The organism is Brevundimonas sp. NPDC055812 (assembly GCF_053616535.1).
Map to the genome: position 1 here is coordinate 215,271 of NZ_JBSHDX010000006.1, position 20,472 is coordinate 235,742.

Sequence of the window (20,472 nt, forward strand, 5' to 3'; positions counted from 1 at the left end):
CTATTCAGAGATGATGGGTTGATGGCCGCCGTTCTCGGCCAGGGCTTCTTCGCGATAGAGGCCCAGGGCGCGCATGACCGGCAGGTCGTGAAAGGCGAACAGACAGGCGTCCTCGCGGTCCGAGGCGTTGGCGTGCTCGTGATACATCCAGGCCGGGACGACGAAGATGTCCCGCTCGCGCCAGTCGAACCGGCGGCCGTTGATGATGGAATAGCCCTGCCCCTTGGCGCACTGATAGACGAAGCTGCCGGTCTGGCGGTGGGCCTTCGTCCGTTCGCCGGGACGCAGCATCTGCATCGAGGCGCCGATGGTCTGCATGACCGGTCCGCCGGTGTTCGGATTGACGTAGTCCATGTGGACGCCGTCGTAGGGGCTGCCGTCGGTAACGGCGGCGAAGCGTTGGAGGGCTTCGTAGGTCGGGCCCCACTCATACTTCAGCAGCGGCGAATAGGGCTTGTTCCAGGGCGTCGACGCCGGGCGCAGGGCCGCGCCAGCCCACGTCGCCGTGCTGTCGTCGACAGGGAAGGAGACCGCCTGGTTCAGGTCCGGGTGGACCTCGTAGAAGTTGGCTTCCAGCGCGTTCATCATCGGAATGTCGAGGCCGTCCTGCCAGATGCAGATCTCGCCGTCCTCGGCCACGCCGTGCTCGTGCCAGGTTCCGTTGGGGGTCAGCACGAAGTCGTTCGGCCCCAGCGTCATCTTGTGCCCGTCGACATTGGTGAAGGCGCCGCGCCCTTCCATGATGAAGCGCAGGGCCGAGGCGCTGTGGCGGTGGCTGGAAGCGCATTCGCCGGGCTTCATCACCTGCAGGCCTGAATAGAGCCAGCCGACGGCGGCGACCACGTCGGCCCGGCCCTTGTTCTCCAGATAGACGACGCGACGCCCCGCCTGTTCCGGGGTGACCAGATCCAGGGCCTTCAGCACATGGTCGCGCAGCTCGGCGTAGCGCCACAGCATGGGGACAGAGGTCGAGACCGGCTCCCAAGGCTCGATCTTGTTGGCCACCGTCCACAAGGCGCCGGTCCCCAGCTCCGAGAGGCGGCGATAATAGTCCACCAGTTCGGGAGTGTCGGCGACGTTGGCGCGGCCGATGACGTCTTCGCGGTATTGGTCGAAACGGTTCGTCATGACCCCTCTCCTCCACTAATATTATAGACCTAAAATATCTTCCAATTGCTGTCAAACGCAACTAATCTGCGCTGAGGTTTCAGGGATGAAGAGGGGGCCGTGATGTCTCAGTCCTACAAGGCGGCCGTGGTGCAGGCGGCGTCGATTCCGGATGATCCAGGGGCGTCGGCGGTCAAGGCGGCGGACCTGATCCGACAGGCCGCCGACGAAGGCGCGCGGCTGATCGTTTTTCCCGAGGCCTTCCTGGGCGGCTATCCGAAAGGCGCCTCGTTCGGCACGCCCGTTGGGATGCGCAAGCCGTCGGGACGCGAGGACTATCGCCGGTACTATGAGGGCGCGATCGATCTCGACGGACCCGAGGTGGCGACCCTGGCCCAGGTGACGGCCGAAACAGGCGCCTTCGTGGTGATGGGGGTCATCGAGCGCGGCGGGGCGACGCTCTATTGCACCGTCCTGTTCTTCGATGGCGAGCGCGGCCTGATCGCCAAACACCGCAAGCTGATGCCTACGGGCGCCGAACGGCTGATCTGGGGTTTCGGCGACGGCTCGACCATGCCGGTGATCGACACCTCCCTGGGTCGGATCGGGGCCGTCATCTGCTGGGAGAACTACATGCCCATGCTGCGGATGGCGATGTACGATCAGGGCATCGGCCTCTATTGCGCGCCGACGGCGGACGACCGCGACGGCTGGGCTGCATCCATGCGCCATATCGCGCTGGAAGGCCGCTGCTTCGTCCTGTCCGCCTGCCAGCATATCCGACGCGACGCCTATCCGGCGGACTATGACTGCGCCCTTGGAGACGCGCCCGACACCGTGCTGATGCGCGGCGGCAGCATGATCGTCGCCCCTCTGGGCGAGGTGCTGGCGGGACCCGACTATTCCGGGGAGACGATCCTCTACGCCGATATCGACCTGTCCGAGATCGCGCGCGCCAAATACGACTTCGACGTCGCGGGCCACTATGCGCGTCCCGATGTTTTCCAGTTGAGCGTCAACACGGCGCCGCAACGTCCGGTGCGACGCATCGGGGCGGAGGACGATCTTGCTGTTTGACCTGTCGCAGTTGCAGGCGGGCGATCGTTACAAGCTGATGGCGTCGTCCATCACGCCCAGGCCGATCGCCTGGGTGACGACCCTGTCGCCGGACGGGGCGCGCAACGCAGCCCCCTACAGCTTCTTCAACATGATGGCGGCCGATCCGCCTTTGATCGCCCTGGGCCTGATGCGCAAGTCGGACGGCGATCGCAAGGACACCTGCGCCAACATCGTCACGACGGGGGAATTCGTCGTCAACCTGGTGTCCGAGGTTGATCTGGACGCCATGAACTGGACCTGCGCCGAGGCGCCTGCGGGGTATGACGAACTGGCCGCCGCCGGGGTGGCGACGGCGCCGTCCGCTATGATCAGGCCGCCGCGCATCGCCTCGGCGCCCGTCAGTTTCGAATGTCGGGTCGTCGAGACGCTGGACTTTGCGCCGGCGGCCACGGTGGTGATCGGACAGGTCCTGGCCCTGCACGTCGATGACCGCTTCGTCGATCCCGAGCGCCTGCATGTCGATACGCCCGCCATGCAGTTGATGGCGCGTATGCACGGCGCCGGCTGGTACACGCGTTCGACCGACCGGATTCAGCGCAATCGTCCCAGTTTCGATGATCTCCGCCGCAAGGCGACGGGTTGCGACGTAACTGCCTGATCTCTGATCTTCGTTGCTATTGGCGCAACAGACTGTATCAGCGAACTGCATTGTCAGGCTCATTGCATTTCCTGACAGTGCGGGGCTCCGGCGCGCCCGGGCTAGAGGGGATTTCACATGTACTCGCTTCGTCTTCCACGTTTCGCGCCGCTTATGGCGGCGGTCTCGGCTGCGGCCCTGACCGTTTTCGGCGCGCAGGCCGCCTCGGCCCAGGCGCAGCCGGATGGAGAGGTCACGGCTCTGGTGGGGGGCTCGGTGATTTCGGTCGAGGACGGGCGGATCATTCCCGACGCCGTGGTCGTGGTCGAGGGACAGCGCATCGTCCGCGTCGGTCCGCGCAGCGAGGTCCAGCCGCCGGCCGGCGCCCGCATTATCTCGACGGAGGGCCGTTGGCTGGCTCCGGGGCTGATGAACATGCACGTCCACTTCGGCCTGAAGCTGCCGGGGGCGGCGGGGGCTGAACTCCAGAATGAAACGGACGCCCAGCAGGTCCTGCGCATGGCGCACAACGCCGAGCGTTCGCTACGCGCCGGGGTCACCAGCGTGCGTCTGACGTCCGAACTACACGGCAATGACTTCGCCCTGAAGCGCGCTATCCAGCGCGGCGAGGCGGTCGGTCCGCGCATCGAGACGGCGGGCGAACTGATCGTGCCGACCGGCGGTCACGGTTTCCACGAAGTCGATGGCCCCTACGCCTTCGCCCGCGCCGCGCGCGAGCAGATCAAGCAGGGCGCATCCTGGATCAAGATCGCCATTTCGGGCGGCATTTCCGACACCCACGGCGACATCGCCGCCGCGCCGATGACCGATGAGGAACTCTCCGTCCTGATCGACGTGGCCCATCGCAACGGGGTGCGCGTCACCGCTCACAATGGTTCGCCCCAGGCGGCGATGCAGGCGCTGGAATACGGCATCGACGCCTTCGAGCACGGCTATCACCTGACGGAGCCGGTGCTGCGGCGCATGGCCAAGGACGAGGCCTGGCTGATTCCGACCATCGTCGTCAGCCAGCCCGGCGCGCGCGCCTTCTACCAACGGATCGGTTCGCCGGACTGGTACCTGGCGCGGGTCGACAGCGTGGGCAAGGATCACTGGGCCGTGCTGCAGCAGGCGATCCGTCTGGGCGTGCCGATCGCGTTGGGCACCGATCAGTTTCCGTTCGAGGACAATGAGGGCACGACCGCCACGGTGCGCGAAGCCGAACTCTATGTCGATGCGGGCATGACGCCGCTTCAGGCGCTTCAGGCCGCCACGATCCAGCCCGCGCGCATGATGCGTCGCGACGCCGATATCGGCAGCATCACGGTCGGCAAATACGCTGATATCGTCATTCTGGACGGCGACCCGACCAAGGACATCGGCGCCCTGCGCTCGCTGAGCTTCGTCATGAAGGGCGGGGCGGTCGTGCGCGATGACCACGGCCTGTCGGGCCAGGCGCGCTGAACCGACTGGGACCCTGTAGTCATGACGCATTACGCTTCGTTCCGGGCGATGCACCGGCGGTATGTTCACCGCTGGCTGCTCGTCATCCCCTTCATCTGGCAGATCGGCCTGACGCCGCTGGTCAATACGGCGTCGGTGCGGGTCTTTTCATTGCCTATGCCCATGGTGTGGCAGATGGCGGGCATCCTGGTCGCGACAGCCGTGATCGGCTTCGTCTTCTGGCGCGATGAGCGGATCGAGAAGGAACTGGGTCGGACCGACGATCAGGACGGGGAGGGGCTTTCGTGACCCTGGCTCTGACCCTCGGCATCGTGCTGGCGACCATGATCGGCGCCATGCTCTACGGACATCAGAAGTCCAAGGCCAAGACGGTGACCGAATGGGCGGTCGGCGGCCGTCGCTTCGGCACCCTGATCTTCTGGTTCCTGAACGCGGGCGAGATCTATACGACCTTCGCCGTTCTGGGCATTTCAGGCTACGCCTGGGCCTATGGCGCCCCGGCCTATCTGGCCTTCACCTCCGTCTCCCTGGCGGCGACGCTGGGCTACTGGCTGATGCCGCGTATCTGGCAGGCGGGCCGCCAGGGCGGCTTCATCACCCAGGCGGACTTCTTCGCCGCCCGCTACAAGGCGACCTGGCTGGGGTGCCTGGTCGGTCTGGCGGGTATCGCCGCCATCGTCGTCTATGTGCAGATCCAGATCACGGCCCTGAGCCTGATCCTGCGCCTGACGTTGGGGACCGAGGTGTCGGTGACGGCGGCGGCCATCATCGCCGCAGGCATCATGTTGGCCTTCGTCTATGTGGCGGGTCTGCGCTCGGCGGCCTTCGCCGCCGGGGTCAAGGACGTGCTGATGATCGTTCTGGTCGTCGGGCTGAGCGCCACCGTCGCGGGCAAGGTGGGCGCTTCGTCCATTCTGGACGTGTTCGCGCGGGTTCAGGACCAGAATCCCGGCATCGGCGTCTTTCCGGGCATGGTCCCCGAAGCCGGCCTGACGGTGACCTGGATGATGACGGCGGCCCTTAACGTCGCCCTGGGCACCTGGATCTTCCCGCACATGTTCCAGCTCTGCTACGCGGCCGGCAGCCGCAAGGCCATCCGCCGCAACGCCGTGCTGCAGCCGATCTATTCCCTGTCCTTCTTCTTCATCATCCTGTTGGGCTTCGGCGCGCTGCTGGCCGGGGTTTCTCCGCCGGGCGGGGACGTCAACGCCGCCCTGCTGCAGTTCGTGTCCGACGCCTATCCGGCGTGGATGATCGGCCTGCTGGCCGGGACGGCCTGCCTGCTGGCGCTGGTGCCGGGTTCGGTGCTTCTGCTGACGGCTGGATCGATCTTCAGCCGCAACGTAGTCATTCCGCTCAAGCCCGACCTGAGCGACCGGGCCAGTCTGCTGGTTTCGCGACTGTCGATGGTGGGCTTCGCGGCGGTGGCCGTGTGGCTGACGATCGGCGCGACTTCTTCCCTGGTCGAGATCGGCCTGGCCGCCTACGCCGCCATCGGCATGTTGGCGCCCGGCGTCTTCCTGGCCTTCCTGTGGCCGCGCGCCAATGCGATCGGCGTGGCTGCGGGCATAGGCGCGGGCTACGCGGCCCTGTTGCTGCCGTCCGCTCAGTCCCTGTGGGCGGCGCTGCTGCCGGGGTGGGACAAGGGACTGGTGGCGATGGGCGTCAACGCTTTTGTCGCGATCATCGCCGTACTGCTGACGACGTGGGGCCGCGCCGAGGAAGGCGGGCGTTAAGCCCGCCTCCTGTTCGCGTCAGTCGCGCCCTGCCTCGGTCTCGTTCCAGCCCTTGATGCGGGTTTCGAACGCGGCCAGCAGGCGCGCGGGCGCACCGTCCAGCTGACGCCCCAGTCGGTGGATCAGGCTGATGGTCGTGTCTTCGAGGTTGGCCTCGCTGAGCGGGCGGACCACCAGGGTTCCCTCTTCCAGTTCGCTCGTCACCGCGATGCGCGGCAGGACGGTGACCATCCTGCCCGCCCGCGCCGCCTCGCGCATCACATACAGGGAGGTCGTCGTCAGGGCGGGCTCCAGCCACACCTGTTCACGCCGCTCGGCCTCGCGAAGAATCTGGCGGATTCTTAGACCGATGTCCGGCAGGCACAGGTCGAAGGCGCTCAGTTCGGACAGGGAGACGCTCTTCAGCCGCGCCGCCGGGTGATCCGGGGCGCACACCACCATCAAGGGCTGGGCCGCCACGGCGCGCACGCGGATCTTGGGTTCGGCGCAGTCGTTGAAGATCAGGCCGAAGTGGGCGTTGTCATCGAGGACCGCCCTGACGATTTCCGTCGTCGACTGCACCGATACGGACGCGGCGATGCCGGGGTGCTGGCCCTGGAACTCCTCAAGGACCTTGGAGAAGAAGCCGCCCAGAAAGCCCTCGCCAACCGCGATGCTGACCTTGCCCGCCTTCATCTGCCGATGCTCGTGGAGCCTGTTCATGAAAGCTTCTTCGTTGGCGACGCAGCCCTGATAGTATTCGTAGGCTAGTCGGCCCGCCTCGGTCATGCGGATCGAGCGCCGTCCGCGTTCGATCAGGGCCACGCCCATCTCGCGTTCCAGTTGTGCGATCTGGCGGCTGATGGAAGAGACGGCGACGCCGATCTTGTCGCTGGCCAGGCGCATCGAGCCCAGACGCGCGGCCTCATGGAAGTAATAAAGCGCGTTTCCCTGCATGGAGTCCTCCTAGGACGCAGAGGCTAGCGCGCGTTGCGTGAAACGCAATGATATTGATCATTTGTCCCGTATTGTGAGGCTAAACGAAATGATCGAGACAGGGGCGATCTGTCGCACAGTATTGATCTAGAGGTGTTTGTGACTGGCAAGAGAATGCGCGTCGGCTGGCGCGGCTACATCCCCGCGATCACGACGCCCTTCGACGTCGATGGACAGCTTGACCTGTCAGGCCTCGGGACGTTGCTGGAATGGCTGCACGCTGAGGGCATGCACGGTCTGGTGGTGGCCGGAACCACGGGGGAATGGACCAGTCTGGCCCCCCAGGAGCGCAAGGCACTGATCACCGCCGTCGGCGAACAGATGAAGGGCAAGATCTCTCTCATCGCCGGTTGCACCGCCTTTACGGCTCAAGAGGTCGTTGATTTCGCCGAGACTGCCCACGCCTGCGGCTATGAAGGCGTGCTGGTGACGCCGCCGCCCTATATTCGCCCGTCAGCGGATGAGATCGTCACCTTCTATCAGACGGTGTCGGACGGTTCCGCCCTGCCGATCTGCGTCTACAACTGGCCGCCGGGCACGGGCGTCGACATGGACTTCGACCTGCTGCGCCGTCTGGCCGACATCGAGAACGTCGTCGCCATCAAGCAGTCGACGGGCGACCTGCGCCGCTTCGTGCAGACCTATTTCGGACTGTGCGAGCAGATCCGCGTTTTCGGCCACAGCATGGACGACGGCGGCCTAGCCTTGTTAAGGGGCGGGGGCGGCGACGGCACCATGGGGGCCGGCGGCGTATTGGGGCGGACCCAGCCGGATTTCTACAATCACGTCTGGGCCGGGGATTTCGAGGCGGCGCGCGCCTGTGGCCGTCAGGACCGGGTCATCATGGACGCTTGGTACACGTCGGAGCTTGTCGGCCGCTTCGGGTCGGGGCCTGCCATTCTGAAGGCGGCGCTGAATATCCAGGGCCTGCCGGGGGGCTATGTGCGCCGTCCGCTGCTGGACGTGCGCGAAGCGGATCTGGAGCGCATTCGCGAGACTCTGGCGTCGCTCGGGCGCGCCTGATCGATGAAACGTCTGGACGTCGTGGTGATCGGCGGCGGCCTGGTCGGCGCCGCTACGGCGTTCAGGCTCGCCCAGGCCGGGGCGTCGGTGGCCGTGGTGGAGGCGGGCTATCCCAATATCGGCGCGTCCGGCGCCAATGCGGGGTCTCTGCATTTTCAGCTGGAGCGCCGTTTCCTGGAGAACGGCGAGGCGCTGGCCGATCAGGCGGCGCAGGTGTTGAGCCTCAACCGCCTCGCGATCGAGGAATGGCGGAGGCTGGACGCCGAAATGGGTCCGGATCTCCACATCCACATGCGCGGGGGCCTGATGGTCGCCGAGACGGCGGACCAGGTCCGTACGCTTGAGCGCAAGGTCGCCCGCGAGGTCGAGGGCGGTCTGGACACGAGGCTGATCGACGGCGCCGAAGCGCGAACGATCGCGCCGGGCCTTTCCGAAGCCGTGACGGCGGCGGCCTATCTCCCGTCGGAAGGCCATGCAGACCCGAAGGCTTTGACCCCGGCCTTCATGACGCGGGCCCAGACGGGGGGCGTCCAACTGCTGCAGGGCGCGCGCCTGACGGCGGCCGGAGCGGATGCGCAAGGCTATCGTCTGACCGTGCGGCGGGGCGAAGCGGACATCGAACTTGCGACCCGCAAGGTGCTGATCGCGGCGGGCGCCTGGACCGGCCGTATCGGCGAGTTGTTCAACCTGCACCTTCCCATCTATCCGGTCGCCCTGCTGATGAATGTGACCGAGCGGGCGCCGCCGATACTGGAGCAGTTGATCCAGCACGTCGGTCAAAGGCTGTCGATGAAGCAGGCGCACGCCGGAAACATGCTGATCGGCGGGGGATGGCCGTCCCGCATGCGGCTGGACGCAGCGGGCCGGTTCGATCTGGACCGGCCGGCGGAACTGCTGACGCCGTCGCTCGCGGGCAACCTGGGGGTCGCATCGCGCATCTTTCCGCCGGTCGCCGAGCTCAATCTGATCCGCAGCTGGACCGGGATCACCGCCATCACAGCCGATCAGACCCCGCTGGTCGGCGAAGTGCCCCAGGCGCCGGGCGTCTATGTGGCGGCGGGCGGCTCGGCTTTCACTCTGGGGCCGGTGTTCGCGCGTCTTCTCGCCAGACTGATTCTGGATGAGCGCGAGGATCGCCTGTCGATCTTCTCTCCGGCGCGTTTCGGCCACCTCAACAGCTTCATGGGAGGTCGGCTTGCGTAAGACCGAAGGCGTGTTGCGGGGGGAGCCCTTCGCCTTCAGCGTCGACGGCGACGCGATCCAAGCCTATCCGCGCGAGACCATCGCGACGGCCATGCTGGCCGCCGACGCCACGGGGTTCAGGCGCGATCGTTCGGGTCGGGCGCGCGGTCTCTTCTGCAACATGGGCGTCTGCAGCGAATGCCTTGTCCATGTGCGGGACGGTGACGTTTCCCGACGCGTGCGCGCCTGCCTTGTCCCGGCTGCACCCGGAATGACGGTCGAGACGGGGATCGGTGAATGAGTTCGTCCCTCAGCGGCGCGAGCCCGGATTACGACCTGGCCGTGATCGGCGCAGGACCGGCGGGGCAGGCGGCCTGCCTGAGCCTCAACGGGGCCTTGCGGATCGCCGTCATCGACGAACAGGCGCGGCCGGGGGGGCAGATCCTGCGCCAGCCGCCGCGCACGTTTTCGGTCGCCGAGTGGATGAAGGGCGGGGCCTATCGCGGGCTGAAGGCGCGGCTCGCCGCCTTTGAGGCCCTGACGAACGTCGACTTCATGGGCGGGCGATCGGTGCTTGGGCTGCGCGAAGCGGGCGGCGTGTGGACGCTGACCCTGTCCGGCGCGTCGGGCGTCGACGAGGTTTCGGCGCGCCGGGTGCTGATCGCCGGCGGCTGCTACGACCTTGCCGCGCCCATTCCCGGCTGGACCCTGCCGGGCGTCATGAGTGCGGGCGGGACGCAGGCCTTCATCAAGAGCCAGCAACTGGTCCCCGGAAAGCGCCTGGCCTTCGCGGGCAGCCACCCGCTGCAACTGCTTGTGGCCGAGCAGGCCCTGGAGGCAGGCGGCGAGGTGGCCGTGGTGGCCTTCATCCAGCCCTTCTCGACGCTCGCATGGCGCGCGATCACCCGACCCTGGGCCGCCCTGACGCATTGGCCCGTTCTGGTCTCGGCGCTAGGCAGCGCCTGGCGCCTGCTCAGGGCCGGCGTTCCCCTGCGTTTCGGTCGAGCGGCGCTGAGCGTGGAGGGGCAGGGCAGGGTTTCCGCCTTGCATCTAGGGGGCGCCGAGCGGTTCGACTGCGACGCGGCCGCCCTCTGTTTCGGTTTCATGCCCCAGGCGGACCTTCCGCGCGCGGCGGGCCTGCAGGTGACGCCTGCTCGGCCCGGCGGTTGGAAGGCGAGCCACGACGAATGGATGCGGGCCTCGCGTCGGGGCGTCTATGTCGCAGGCGAGACGACAGGCGTGAAGGGCGCCGCAGCGGCGTCGGCCGAAGGCGCTCTGGCCGGTCTGGCGGTCGCCCTGGACGAAGGCCTTATCGATCAGGGCGCAGCGCGTCGTCGCGCACGGCCCTGGCGCAAGGCGCGGCGGGCGGCGATGCGGTTTGCGGCCTTGCTTGAGGCCATCGCGGACCCGGGGCCGTTCAGCGCGCGGTTGCCTGATGCGGACACGATCGTGTGTCGGTGCGAGGATGTCGCCTTGGGTGATCTGCAGGCCGCCGTGGCGCAGTGCGCGGAAGTCGGCTCGGTCAAGCTGGCGACCCGATGCGGCATGGGCGCCTGCCAGGGCCGAAACTGCGAGCATAGCCTGCTGAGTCTGGCCGGACAGCCGCATTCCGAACGCTCAGGGTTCACGGCGCGCTTCCCTGCAAGGCCCGTCAGAGTCGGTGATCTCGCCGTTCGTTGATTGCGTTTATCGCAACGAATTTTCCAAAAGCTGTCATTGTGTGCGGCGACAGAACGCCACAAAACTGTCTTCATCAAAAGTCGGAACACGTTGCAATGGAGGGGAGCGTGGCCGGAACTACTCGCGATGGGGGCAGGCCGTCGTTCACGGTGGATCACGTGTCCAGAACCGTCCCTGACCTCGATCAGGCGCTGGCGTTCTACTGCGGCGTCCTCGGGGCGGTGGAGCTCTACCGCATGGGGCCGATGGACGCGGCCGACATGCCGACGGGTCCCGATGGGCGCGACTGGATGGAGGCCCATGTGGGCGTCCAGGGGGCTTGTCTGACCCTGGCGATGATCGCCTTCGGCGATGGCGCTCGCGTCCAACTGGTGCAGTACGACCGGCCGGACGGGCGGTGGACGGAGCCGCCGCTCAACTGCGACATCGGCGGGCATCACATCGCGTTCCGGGTGGATGACGTTCTCGCCGCCGCCGCATGGCTGACGGAGCGGGGCTGCACGCCGCTGGACGCCATCGAGATCGACGCCGGACCGCTGGCCGGAAAGACCAACCTCTACATCCAGGATCCTTTCGGGCTGCAGCTCGAACTCGTCGACTAGCCGGGAGGGCGACATGGCGACCACGAAAATCAATCCATCAGGACTCTACGACAGCACGCCTTTCGGCTTCTCGCATGCCGCCGTTCAGGACGACGGGAAGGTGCTTCACCTCGCCGGCCAGGTCGCATGGGACGCCGATTGCAACGTCGTGGGCGTCGGCGATTTCGCCGCCCAGGTCGACAAGGCGCTCGCCAACATCGCGGCGGTCCTCTCCCATTCCGGTCTGGGTCCGTCGGACGTCGTCCGGCTGCGGACCTACATCGTCGATAACGACATGGAGCGCCTCGGGGCCGTGGTCGGCGCCCTGAAACGCTTCTACGGCGACGAAACGCCGGCGCCCAACACGGTCATCGGGGTCCAGTCCCTGGCCTTGCCGGACTTCCTCGTCGAGATCGAAGCCACCGCCCAGTTCCGCGATTAAGGCCGCGGCCACGCGCGCCTGATCGCTCATCCATTCACGCTAAATTCCCTTGGAGTTCCTTCGTTGACCTCTCCCAATACGCGTCAGTGTCTGCTGACATCCACTGTTATCGGCGGTGTCGCCGCCCTGACGGCTTTCGCCGCCCAGCCCGCCGCCGCCATGGTTCAGGACGAACCCACCTCGGTCAGCGAGATCGTCGTCACGGGTTCGCGGATCGTCCGTAAGGACTATAATTCGACCAGCCCCATCGTGACCGTCGGCCAGGAAGACCTGCAAGCGACCGGGTCGGTGACGGTCGAAGGCCTGATGAACGACATGCCGCAGTTCATGCCCGGCAACAGCCACGGCTCGGTCAACCCGGGCAACGGCGGTCAGGCCAACCTGAACCTGCGCGGCCTGGGCAGCAACCGGACGCTTGTCCTGATGAATGGTCGCCGCATCGTGCCGTCGAACGCGGACGGCACGGTCGACGTCAACCTGATCCCGGCGGCCTTGATCAAGAACGTCGAAGTCATCTCGGGCGGCGCCTCGGCCACCTATGGTTCGGACGCCCTGGCCGGCGTGGCGAACTTCATTCTGAACGACAGCTTCTCCGGCGTTCAGATCGACGCCCAGTATGGTCAGACGGAACGCGGCGACGGCACGACCGAGAGCTTCACCGTGACGGTGGGCGGCAATCTGGACGACGGTCGCGGCAATGCGGTGCTGTCGATCGGCCGTTCGACCCGTTCGGCGATCATGAGCGATGCGCGCGGCTTCTCGCGCGTTTCCGGCCGCAACAGCGTCTCGCCGCTCGGGGTCACGACCTTTGACTCGACGAACCTGCCGAGCCAGGCCTTCATCAACAGCTATCTGAACTGCGCCAACTGCGTCACCCCGACCGGCGAGTTCGGCTACAACACCGACGGTTCGCTGTTCAGCCACGTCGGCGCCTACAACTTCAAGAGCCCCGGCGGCGCGGAATGGGACGCCTATCACGAGCCCGGCGTGGCCTGGGCCTACAACACCGGCGCGACCGGCATGCTCAGCATTCCGCTGGAGCGCTGGAACGCCTTCTCGGCGGTTCGCTACAACCTGACGGACTCGATGGAGCTGTACGGCAACGTCCTGTACACTCAGTACAGCTCGGACGTGATCCTGGCGCCGACGCCGATGCCGGGACCGTCGCCGACGTACGGCTTCCGCGTGCCGACGACCAATCCGTTCATTTCGGCCGACCTGCGCGCCTTCCTGGACGCGCGTCTGGATCCGACGGCTTCGTTCGGTCTGAACAAGCGCTTCAACGCCATCGGCGGCCGCCTGGCCGAAGACAGCACCACGGTCTATCAGGTGACGACCGGCGTGCGCGGCGATCTGCCCTTCGGCGACTGGCGCTACGACGTCAGCGCCCAGTACGGCCGCGTCGACAACCAGACGCAGCAATCGGGCAACGTCTCGCGCTCGGCCGTTCAGCGACTGCTGGATGATCCGACCGGCGGCGCCAGCCTGTGCGAAGGCGGCTTCAATCCCTTCGGCCTGACGCAGCTGTCGCAGAGCTGCATCAACTACATCAACCGCAACAGCAAGAACGCCACCCTCAGCGAGCAGAGCGTCGTCGAGGCGACCCTGCAGGGCGGCCTGTTCCAACTGCCGGCCGGTGAAGTCCGCGTCGCCGTGGGCGCCCAGTATCGCGAAGACACCTTCGCCTTCCGTCCCGACGCCGGCCTGTCGCAAAGCAATCCGATCGTCGACCACCTGGGAGCTGACGGCCTGCCTGACGGCGGCAAGATCGGCGGCGTGGAAGTCGCCGGTTTCAATCCGGTTCAACCCCTGACCGGCTCGACCAACTCGACCGAAGTCTTCATCGAGGCCCTGATCCCGGTCCTGGCGGACAAGCCGTTCGTCCAGTCGCTGGATCTGAACCTCGGCTATCGCTACGCCGACTACAGCACTGTCGGCGGGGTTTCCGCCTATAAGGCGGACATCGACTGGGCCGTTGTCGACGGTCTGCGTGTTCGCGGCGGCGTCCAGCGCGCCGTGCGTGCGCCCTCCATCGGCGAACTGTTCGGCAACCGCGATATCAGCTCGCCGCAGATCGGCAGCCCGGTGAACGCCGCAGGTCAGGCCGTCTATGGCGGCGACCCCTGCGACATCCGCGGCGCCTACCGGAACGGGCCGGATGCGGCCAAGGTCCGCGATCTCTGCATCGCCCAGGGCCTGTCGGCGGCCGCTGTCGACAGCTATGTCTTCAACAGCACGCAGATTCAGGGCTTCGTCGGCGGCAACCGCAACCTGAAGGAAGAGACGGCGGACACCTGGACGCTGGGCTTCGTCTATCGTCCGCAGCTGGAGAACCCGCTGTTCTCGCGCCTGTCGACCTCGCTCGACTACTACAGCATCGAGATCACCGACGTGGTCGGCACCATCACGGCCGCGAACCAGCTTCAGGGCTGCTTCAACGCCACGGGCGTGACGAACACCAGCTATGACGTCAACAACGGCTATTGCCAGCTGTTCCGCCGCGACTCCATGACGGGCAATGTGGTGGACAGCCTGGGCCTGCAGCAGAACCTGGCCACGCTGAAGACCTCGGGCGTCGACCTCCAGGTCGACTGGGGCTTCGATCTGGTGGACGCCGGCATGCCCGACTGGGGCGCGCTGAACCTGAATTTCGTGGTCGGCTGGATGGACGCATGGCAGCGTCAGGATGCTGCGGGCGGGCCGTTCAACGAGCGTGCGGGCACCATCGACTCCACCAACGGCTTCACCTTCCCGGAATGGAAGTTCCTGACTTCGGTCAACTATTCCAAGGGGCCGTATGGCGTGGGCCTGCGCTGGCGCCGGGTGGGCGAGATGGATATCTACCGCACCGACAACAAGCTGGATGCGATCAACTACTTTGATCTGCTGGGCACCTGGGAGGTTAACGAACGCGTCGTTCTGCGCGCGGGCGTCAACAACCTGACCGATCAGGACCCGCAGACCTGGTCGCCGGGCATCCAGGCCAATACCGATCCCTCGACCTATGACATCCTGGGACGGCGCTACTTCGTGGGTCTGACGGCTAAGTTCTGACCCCGATCAGGCGCGGCGGCGACGGTTCGGCCATCCTCCTGAGGCCGTCGTCGTCGCGCTTTGAATTCTGAGCGGGACGTATGAGTTGAGGGAACCGAGTATGAGAAGACGTGAACTCCTTCTGGGCGTGGCCGGTGCGGCGGCGCTCAGCATTGTAGCCGCATCGCCCGCTGCGGCTGCATGGCGCCAGACGGACGCGCGCGAGCGGTTCGCGGCGCTGGTCAAGGAGAGCCAGAAGGCGGATGATGCCCTGAATCCGCTGCGCCTGGCGCGACGGGGGCAACGGCCGACCGGCGACGTCTTCATCGACCCTCAGGGCGAGGCCTACGCCCGGCAATTCGGGGCCCAGAAGCGGGCGGAGCTGAACGCGCTGTCGGCTATCGACCGCGCCTCCCTGCCCGAGGGCGATCAGATCGCCTATGATGTCTTCCGCTATCAGGCGGAGAAGGCGGTCGACGAGATCGACAGCGGTCTGCATGCGATCCGCAACAAGGCGCCGCTGAACGCCTCGTTCGGCCTGCACGTCGAATTCCCCGACTATATGACCAGCGCCCAGTTCAAGTCGGTTCAGGACTATGAGCTGGGTCTGGCCCAGCTGGAAGGCTTCACGACCTTCATGAACGACACGGTGAAGCGTCTGGAGCAAGGGATGGCCGAGGGCTATCATCAGCCGAAGATCGTGGTCACCAACGTCCTGGCGCAGGTCGAGGCCTTCCTAGCCCTGCCGGTCGAGGACAATCCCCTCTATGCGCCGGCGACGCGCTTCCCCGACGCGATCGGGGCGGCGGATCGTACGCGGCTGGAGGCGGCCTATCGCAGGGTGGTCCAGGACGGCGCCTATCCGGCCTATGACCAGTGGCGCGTGTTCCTGCGCGATCGTTACCTGCCGACCGCGACCGATGGCGCGGGCCTGTGGGCGATGAAGGACGGCGCGCGCGTCTATGCGGCCGACCTGGTCCGCCACACCACGACCACCATGAGCGCCGAGGAGATCCACCGTCTGGGCGTGTCGGAAGTGGCCCGTATCCGGGCCGAGATGGAGGAGTCGCGCAAGGCGGCGGGCTTCACCGGCGATCTGCCGGCCTTCTTCGAACATATCCGCACGGAGCCGAGCTTCTACTACACCGAGCCGAAAGACCTGATCGATCACTTCGAGCGGATCGAGGCCAAGGTCTGGCAGCGGATGCCCGAACTGTTCTCACGCCGCCCGCGCGCCGAGTTCGAGGTCCGTCCGCTGCCGGCGCTGGGGGACCAGCGCGGCACGGGCTATTACCGCTCGGGCCCGCCGGACGCTTCGGAGCCCGGCGTGCTCTATTTCAACATGGCGATGCTGAACACGCGCCCCATCCCGACGCTGGAGACCCTGGCGCTGCACGAAGGCGTGCCGGGCCACCACTATCAGTCGTCCTTGGTGCAGGAAGACGAAAGCCTGCCGGATCTGCTGCGTTTCCGCCTGGCGCCGGCGACCGCCTATACCGAGGGCTGGGGGCTTTATGCGGAGTCTCTGGGCAAGGACTTGGGCCTGTTCACCGACCCCTATCAGTGGTTCGGTCATCTGGACATGGAGATGCTGCGCGCTGTGCGTCTGGTGGTCGACACTGGGCTTCACGCCCTGCGGTGGGAACGTCAGCAGGCCATCGACTACATGCTGGCCAACACCTCGATGGCGCAACGCGACGTGGTGGTCGAAATCGATCGCTACATCACCAACGCTGGTCAGGCCTGCGCCTATAAGGTGGGCGAGCTGAAGCTTCAGGAACTGCGCGGCCGGGCGACCCAAAAGCTGGGCGACCGGTTCGACATCCGCCATTTCCACGATCAGGTGCTGGACACCGGCGCCCTGCCGCTGGACGTGCTGGAAGCCAAGATCGACCGCTGGCTGGCCGCCGCTTAAGCGGGCGGGACTGAAGGGGAGCAGGGCATGAACAGACGGCAGATGCTGACGGCGGCGGCTGGGACCGCCGCTCTGGCGGCCGCGCCTGCGGCTGCGGCTTTCGACAGCGCTGATGCTCGGCTGGCGGCGCTGTTGGAACGACACGCCCGCTCCCTTCAGGTGTTCGACGGCGGCAGCGAGGCGGATCCGCTGGGCGACCGTTCCGTTGCAGGACGCGCTGGTTTCAGAGCGGAGAACACGCAAAGGATCGCCGAACTTCAGAGCGTCGATCGCGCGGCCCTGTCGCCTGCCGCTCGCATCGACCGCGATACCGCGGCCTTCGTCTATGGCGTTCTGGATGATCATCTGGCGCGGCCGGGAACCGTGGATCTTGATCTTCGCCCCAGCCCCTATGTCGTCAGCCAGATGAACGGCGCCTACTACTGGTCGCCGCCGCGTATCGGGGCGCGGGCGATCAAGGGACGGGACGTCTATCTGGACGGCGTCGCCGCCCTAGCGCGCGGCATCGAGCAGGAGAGCGAACGCATCGTCCACGACGCGGCGCAGGGCGTCATTCCACCAAACTTCATTCTGGCGATGACAGCGGCGCAGGTCAGGGCCCTGCGCGACAGCGCGCCGGAGGCCAATCCCGTCCTGGCTCCGGCGTATCGCTCCGACGAAGCCCTGGGCGAGGAAGGGGCGGCCCTGTTCCGCCGGATCGTTGCCCCCGCGCTGGACCGTCAGGCGCAGGCGCTGGACGCCCTTGTCGGGCGCGCGTCGGACAAGGCGGGGGTCTGGGCGCAACCGGACGGCGAGGCGCTCTACGCCTCGTCGCTGTACGCCAACATCACCATCCGGCGGGCGCCGGGCGAGTTGCATCGTCAGGGTCTGGAGTGGGTGGCGGCCCTGTCGGCCGAGATCGACGCTGATCTGAAGCGACTGGGTATGAGCCAGGGCTCGGTCGGCGAGCGTATCGCCGCCCTGAACGTCGACCCGCGCTTCCTGCAGCCGAATACCGATGCCGGGCGGGTCGAGGTTCATCGTCAGGCCGAAGCCTATCTGGCGGCGTCGCGGGCGCGGGCGTCGCGGGCCTTCACCCATCTGGTCGATACGCCGGTCGAGGTTCGCCGCATGTCGACGGCCACCGAGGACAGCTCTCCTGTCGCCTTCTACAACGGGCCGTCAGGCGGAGCGCCGGGCGGGGTGCTGCTGAACCTGAAGACGCCCAGCGATCTGCCGTCCTGGCGCCTGCCGACGCTGATCCATCATGAGGGCGTGCCGGGTCATCACTCTCAGGCGGCGGTGCTGGACGAGGTCGGCGGCCTGTCGGCCTTCCGGCGCGCAGCGCGCTTCTCCGCGTGGACCGAAGGCTGGGCCCTTTACGCCGAAGCCATGTCGGACGAGATCGGCGCCTATGAGGCCGACCCCTACGGCCGTATCGGCTATCTGCAGGCGCAGCTCTGGCGCGCCGGCCGCGTGGTGGTCGACACCGGTCTGCACCACGAGCGCTGGGACCGCGAACAGGCCGTCGCCTATATGGTCGACACGGTCGGCGAACTGCGCGGACCGACCGAGCGGGAAGTGAACCGCTACTGCGTCTACCCTGGGCAGGCCTGCTGCTTCATGGTCGGCAAGCAACAGATCGTCGCCTCGCGCGAGGCGGCGAGACAGGCCATGGGCGGTCGTTTCCGCCTGGGCGACTATAACGATCTTGTACTGCGTTCCGGCCCCTTGCCGATGGAAGTCCTGGACGCTCTTGTTCAGCAATGGAGCGCCGCCTGATGCGTCGTCGTGATCTCCTGGTCGGCGCTGCGGCGCTCGGCATGGCTTCCCCTCTGGCGGCGTGCGCTACGGGCGCCGTTTCGCCCGGCGCGGCGAAGGGCGGCGGGGCCGACGACGCCCGCCTTGCCGCCATGCTCGAACGCCACGCCCAGGCCCTGCGCGCCGAGGAAGGGGGCGGCGACCGCCTGGCCGACTATTCGCTGGCGGCCCGCGCTCGCCACGGACAGGCGACGGCGCAGCGGCTGGCTGAACTGGGCGCGGTGAACCGCGCGGCGCTCTCGGCCGCCGCAGCGCTGGACTACGACACGGCCCGCTTCGTCTATGAGGCGATGGCCGACCAGTACGGCCGTTACGGCTTCTCGGACATCAATCTTCGGCCCAGCCCCTATGTCGTCAGCCAGATGAACGGCGCCTACTACTGGCTGCCGGACGGCATCGGCGGTCGCTCGCCGATGAAGAACGCGGCCGACGCCGACCGCTATCTCGACAAGCTGAACCAGTTCGCCGTCGCCCTGGATCAGGAGACCGAACAGATCCGCCACGACGCGGGGCTCGGCGTCATCCCGCCCGGCTTCATTCTCGCCAAGACCTTGACCCAGATTGCGGCTCTTCGTGAGTCCTCGCCGACGGGCAATGCGCTGACGGCGCCCGCGCTGGAGCGAGCGCGCGAAGCCGGGATCGCCGGTCTGGACACGCGCGCGGCGGCGATCTTCGCCGAGCGGATCCGACCCGCCCTGCAGCGCCAGAGCGAAGCCCTGGCCGCCTTGCAGCCTCGCACCGACGCTCGCGCCGGCGTGTGGGCCAAGCCGGACGGAGAAGCCTATTACGCCTCCGCGCTTCATTCCAACACCACCGCCAGCTATGCGCCGGGCGAACTGCATCAGCTGGGCCTGTCATGGGTCGCCGAACTCTCGGCCGAAATCGACCGGCTGCTGAGAGCCGAGGGTCTGACGGAGGGGGAAGTCGGCGCCCGCATGGCCGCCCTGGATCGCGACCCGCGCTTCCTCAAGCCGGATACGGAAGCCGGGCGTCAGGAAATCATCGACTACGCCAACCAGCGCCTGAACCGCGTCAAGGGGCTGCTGTCGCGCGGGTTCACTGTGACCCCGGATCGGCCGGTGGAGGTGCGTCGCGTCTCGCCCGCCATCCAGAACGGCGCGCCCGGCGGTTTCTACAGCGCCAGCAGCGATCCCGCTCAGCCGTCGATTATCTACATCAACCTGCGCTCGGTCGAGGAAAACGCCCTGTGGCGCATTCCCACGCTCCTCCACCACGAAGGCGTGCCGGGGCACCATTTCCAGGATAGCGTCCTGCAGGCAGCCGGCGAGCTGTCGCTGTTCCGGCGGACGGTCCGTTTCTCGGCCTGGACGGAAGGCTGGGCGCTCTACGCCGAGCAGCTCGCCGACGAGATCGGCGCCTTCGAAGGCGATCCGGTCGGTCGGATCGGCTATCTGCAGGGGCAGCTTTTCAGGGCCTGCCGCGTGGTCGTCGACACGGGGATTCACCATGCCCGCTGGACGCGTGAACAGGCGATCGACTGGATGGTGACCCATGCCGGCGAGCATCGCGACGCCGCCGAGCGCGAGATCGACCGTTACTGCGTCTATCCCGGTCAGGCCTGCAGCTTCATGGTCGGCAAGCAGCAGATCGCAGCCTCGCGCGAAGAGGCAAGGCGCCGGCTTGGGGCGCGGTTCGACTTGCGCCAATATAATGATTTCGTCCTGGCTTCCGGGCCGCTTCCCATGGATGTCCTGGCCGAGGCCGTGCGTTTGAGGGTGGCCTAATCAAGCAGCGCGCCCGAGACTGACTCGTCGCGGGGCGCTCATGCGTATTACAGGTCTAGTCTTCCACCAGGCCGCGCCGGAGACGACCTGGGT

General features: G+C 66.8%; 17 protein-coding genes. 15 read left to right on the forward strand and 2 right to left on the reverse strand.

Translation table 11 applies throughout. The annotated features are described in order from the left end of the window. A complete protein-coding gene (locus tag ACWGL1_RS12015) occupies positions 1-1,128 on the reverse strand; it encodes a cupin domain-containing protein (RefSeq protein WP_452112120.1) in 1,128 nt (375 codons plus the stop codon). A 102-nt stretch (positions 1,129-1,230) separates the two neighbouring features. Here ACWGL1_RS12015 and ACWGL1_RS12020 point away from each other — a divergent pair, with 102 nt between their 5' ends. The 5 genes from ACWGL1_RS12020 (at position 1,231) to ACWGL1_RS12040 (ending at position 6,003) form a co-directional block, all read left to right on the forward strand. Next, the gene (locus ACWGL1_RS12020) at positions 1,231-2,184 is read left to right on the forward strand and encodes a carbon-nitrogen hydrolase family protein (protein ID WP_452112147.1); all 954 of its coding nucleotides are present in this window, start codon (positions 1,231-1,233) and stop codon (positions 2,182-2,184) included. Next, positions 2,174-2,824: a flavin reductase family protein gene (locus ACWGL1_RS12025; protein WP_452112121.1), complete on the forward strand. Its 651-nt coding sequence runs from the start codon at positions 2,174-2,176 to the stop codon at positions 2,822-2,824. Before ACWGL1_RS12020 ends, ACWGL1_RS12025 begins: the two co-directional genes overlap by 11 nt. A 117-nt stretch (positions 2,825-2,941) precedes the next feature. Further along, positions 2,942-4,267: an amidohydrolase family protein gene (locus ACWGL1_RS12030; RefSeq protein ID WP_452112122.1), complete on the forward strand. Its 1,326-nt coding sequence runs from the start codon at positions 2,942-2,944 to the stop codon at positions 4,265-4,267. Between the two features lie 21 nt (positions 4,268-4,288). Then, entirely contained in the window at positions 4,289-4,555 is a 267-nt protein-coding gene (locus ACWGL1_RS12035; protein WP_452112123.1) for a DUF3311 domain-containing protein, read from the forward strand. Next, positions 4,552-6,003, forward strand: coding sequence for a sodium:solute symporter family protein (locus ACWGL1_RS12040; RefSeq protein ID WP_452112124.1), 1,452 nt, complete (start codon positions 4,552-4,554; stop codon positions 6,001-6,003). Before ACWGL1_RS12035 ends, ACWGL1_RS12040 begins: the two co-directional genes overlap by 4 nt. An 18-nt stretch (positions 6,004-6,021) precedes the next feature. Here the strand turns inward: ACWGL1_RS12040 and ACWGL1_RS12045 are convergent, their stop codons facing one another. Continuing rightward, a complete protein-coding gene (locus ACWGL1_RS12045; RefSeq protein ID WP_291779730.1) occupies positions 6,022-6,939 on the reverse strand; it encodes a LysR family transcriptional regulator in 918 nt (305 codons plus the stop codon). Positions 6,940-7,077: 138 nt separating this feature from the next. Between ACWGL1_RS12045 and ACWGL1_RS12050 the strand changes: the two genes are divergently transcribed. From ACWGL1_RS12050 to ACWGL1_RS12095, 10 genes are all read left to right on the forward strand, one after another. Next, on the forward strand, positions 7,078-8,001 hold the full coding sequence (locus ACWGL1_RS12050) for a dihydrodipicolinate synthase family protein (RefSeq protein ID WP_338578053.1): 924 nt from the start codon (positions 7,078-7,080) through the stop codon (positions 7,999-8,001). 3 nt (positions 8,002-8,004) lie between these two features. Then, complete coding sequence (locus tag ACWGL1_RS12055) at positions 8,005-9,204, forward strand: NAD(P)/FAD-dependent oxidoreductase (protein ID WP_452112125.1); 1,200 nt, start codon at positions 8,005-8,007, stop codon at positions 9,202-9,204. Next, complete coding sequence (locus tag ACWGL1_RS12060; RefSeq protein WP_452112126.1) at positions 9,197-9,484, forward strand: (2Fe-2S)-binding protein; 288 nt, start codon at positions 9,197-9,199, stop codon at positions 9,482-9,484. The genes ACWGL1_RS12055 and ACWGL1_RS12060 overlap by 8 nt, the downstream gene beginning before the upstream one ends. Beyond that, positions 9,481-10,863, forward strand: a complete 1,383-nt coding sequence (locus ACWGL1_RS12065) for an FAD-dependent oxidoreductase (protein WP_452112127.1) — start codon at positions 9,481-9,483, stop codon at positions 10,861-10,863. The genes ACWGL1_RS12060 and ACWGL1_RS12065 overlap by 4 nt, the downstream gene beginning before the upstream one ends. A gap of 158 nt (positions 10,864-11,021) precedes the next feature. Continuing rightward, positions 11,022-11,465, forward strand: a complete 444-nt coding sequence (locus ACWGL1_RS12070) for a VOC family protein (protein WP_291779746.1) — start codon at positions 11,022-11,024, stop codon at positions 11,463-11,465. Positions 11,466-11,478: 13 nt separating this feature from the next. Continuing rightward, positions 11,479-11,886, forward strand: a complete 408-nt coding sequence (locus ACWGL1_RS12075; RefSeq protein ID WP_452112128.1) for a RidA family protein — start codon at positions 11,479-11,481, stop codon at positions 11,884-11,886. 63 nt (positions 11,887-11,949) lie between these two features. After that, positions 11,950-14,940: a TonB-dependent receptor domain-containing protein gene (locus ACWGL1_RS12080; protein WP_291779752.1), complete on the forward strand. Its 2,991-nt coding sequence runs from the start codon at positions 11,950-11,952 to the stop codon at positions 14,938-14,940. Positions 14,941-15,040: 100 nt separating this feature from the next. Further along, positions 15,041-16,834 (forward strand): DUF885 domain-containing protein, encoded by a 1,794-nt coding sequence (locus tag ACWGL1_RS12085; RefSeq protein WP_291779755.1) that lies wholly within the window; start codon positions 15,041-15,043, stop codon positions 16,832-16,834. 27 nt (positions 16,835-16,861) lie between these two features. Then, positions 16,862-18,595: a DUF885 domain-containing protein gene (locus ACWGL1_RS12090; protein ID WP_452112129.1), complete on the forward strand. Its 1,734-nt coding sequence runs from the start codon at positions 16,862-16,864 to the stop codon at positions 18,593-18,595. Continuing rightward, positions 18,595-20,379, forward strand: coding sequence for a DUF885 domain-containing protein (locus tag ACWGL1_RS12095; RefSeq protein WP_452112130.1), 1,785 nt, complete (start codon positions 18,595-18,597; stop codon positions 20,377-20,379). The genes ACWGL1_RS12090 and ACWGL1_RS12095 overlap by 1 nt, the downstream gene beginning before the upstream one ends. Positions 20,380-20,472 lie beyond the last annotated feature (93 nt).